This window comes from Christiangramia aquimixticola (assembly GCF_048285835.1).
GTDB classification, from domain to species: domain Bacteria; phylum Bacteroidota; class Bacteroidia; order Flavobacteriales; family Flavobacteriaceae; genus Christiangramia; species Christiangramia aquimixticola.
On sequence record NZ_JBLVTL010000006.1, the window covers coordinates 65,518 to 67,466 of the forward strand.

Genomic DNA, 1,949 nt, shown 5'->3' on the forward strand with positions numbered 1-1,949 from the left:
ACGAAAACTAAATGCGGTAATTATTAAAAATTAAGTCACCCTGAGCGCAGTCGAAGGGTTCATCCTCGAATTTATTAATGTTTTTTGAAATAAAATCCTACCTGTATTTCCTCCTAAAAAGCCAGAATCAACACGGGCTCCACTCCCCTTTTGTGTACGATCTGGTGACAAAATGCTTTTATGATAAATCATATCATCAGCAATATGAATTGATCAAAAACTACCGGAATGATCTTTTAAGCAATAAAAACAAAATTAAAGTAACCGACTTTGGGGCAGGAAGTAGAGTATTTAAATCAGATGTGCGACCAGTTTTTTCTATTGCCAAAAATGCCGGAATAACTTTATTCCGTGCGAAATTATTATTCCGAATTACCAATTATCTAAAAATAAAGGACGCTTTGGAACTGGGAACTTCCCTGGGAATTGCCTCTTCTGCTATTGCAGCAAATCAACATACCCAGCTAACTACTTTGGAAGGTTGTCCTGAAACCGCAAATATTGCCAGACAGCAGTTTCAGAAATATGATTTAAAAAGTATCAGCCTGCAGGTAGATCAATTTGAAAATCAATTAAAGGATTTGGTTAATACAGGTCGAAAATTCGACCTCATCTATTTTGATGGGAATCATCAAAAAAAGGCTACCCTGGATTATTTCGAACAGCTTCTCCCTACCGCTCACAACGATTCAGTATTTATTTTCGATGATATTCACTGGTCGGCAGGGATGCAAGGAGCCTGGGAAGAAATAAAAAATCATCCTAAGGTTAAGGTTACTATTGACACTTTTCAATGGGGTTTAGTATTTTTCCGAAGAGAACAGGTAAAGGAGCATTTTACGATAAGGGTGTAACAAAAATTCCAATTCAACGTCCAATCCTTGAAAATAACAGATCCATGAGTAAAGTAATCGAAATTCGCAATATCACCAGAGATTTTCCCTTGGGACAGGAAACTGTAAAAGTGCTTAAAGGAATAGACCTCGATATTAACCGTGGAGAATATGTTGCTTTTATGGGTCCGTCGGGTTCGGGAAAATCCACTCTGATGAATCTACTGGGCTGTCTGGACACTCCTACCTCAGGATCTTATGTTTTGAACGGGAAAGATGTTAGTCAGATGACCGATGATGAACTTGCCGAAATTAGGAATAAGGAGATCGGATTCGTATTTCAAACATTCAACCTGCTTCCGCGAACTACAGCTCTGGAAAATGTGGCCCTGCCTATGATCTATGCCGGTGCTTCAAAAGCGGAACGCAAGCAGCGAGCTGAAGAAGTATTGGAAAGTGTAGGTTTGGGTGACCGAATGGATCATAAACCCAATCAGCTTTCGGGTGGTCAAAGACAAAGAGTTGCCGTTGGTCGCGCACTTGTTAATAAACCTTCGATCATTCTGGCCGATGAACCTACAGGAAACCTAGATTCGAAAACATCTGTAGAGATCATGAATCTTTTTGATGATATTCATGCCGCTGGAAATACGGTTATTTTGGTTACTCACGAAGAAGAAATTGCTAAACATGCTCACCGAATCATTAGGCTAAAAGATGGCACTATTGAAAGTGACGAAAGGCAAGCTGTAACTGTATAGCTTTAATTAAATAGCCCAGGATGAGACTGCTTCGGTTGCTATGCTCCCTCGCAGTGACGGTCATAATCGTGCTCTCAAATCTTTAATGTAATATCTCATTTCTACATAATTACGAGCAGAGGGAAACGAAGCGAAGCAATCTCATGATTGACACTGATCATAGTGAGACTGCTTCGGTCGCTACGCTCCCTCGCAGTGACGGTTCAAATTTGAAGTCTCATTACTAATTTCTTTTATCTAGTACCTCACTTCCGCAACGTCATTGCGAGCGGAGTAAAACGAAATGAAGCAATCTTAATGTCGGAACTAGCGAAGGTGAGACTGCTTCGATCGCTATGCTCCCTCGCAGTGACGG

Annotated in this window: 2 protein-coding genes; both read left to right on the plus strand. The window is 40.4% G+C overall.

Annotation, left to right across the window (positions count from 1 at the left end; translation table 11 throughout):
- Positions 1-77: 77 nt before the first annotated feature.
- On the plus strand, positions 78-854 hold the full coding sequence (locus tag ACNKXV_RS12250; RefSeq protein ID WP_417908027.1) for an O-methyltransferase: 777 nt from the start codon (positions 78-80) through the stop codon (positions 852-854).
- 44 nt (positions 855-898) lie between these two features.
- Entirely contained in the window at positions 899-1,594 is a 696-nt protein-coding gene (locus tag ACNKXV_RS12255; RefSeq protein WP_417908028.1) for an ABC transporter ATP-binding protein, read from the plus strand.
- The last annotated feature ends 355 nt before the right edge of the window (positions 1,595-1,949 follow it).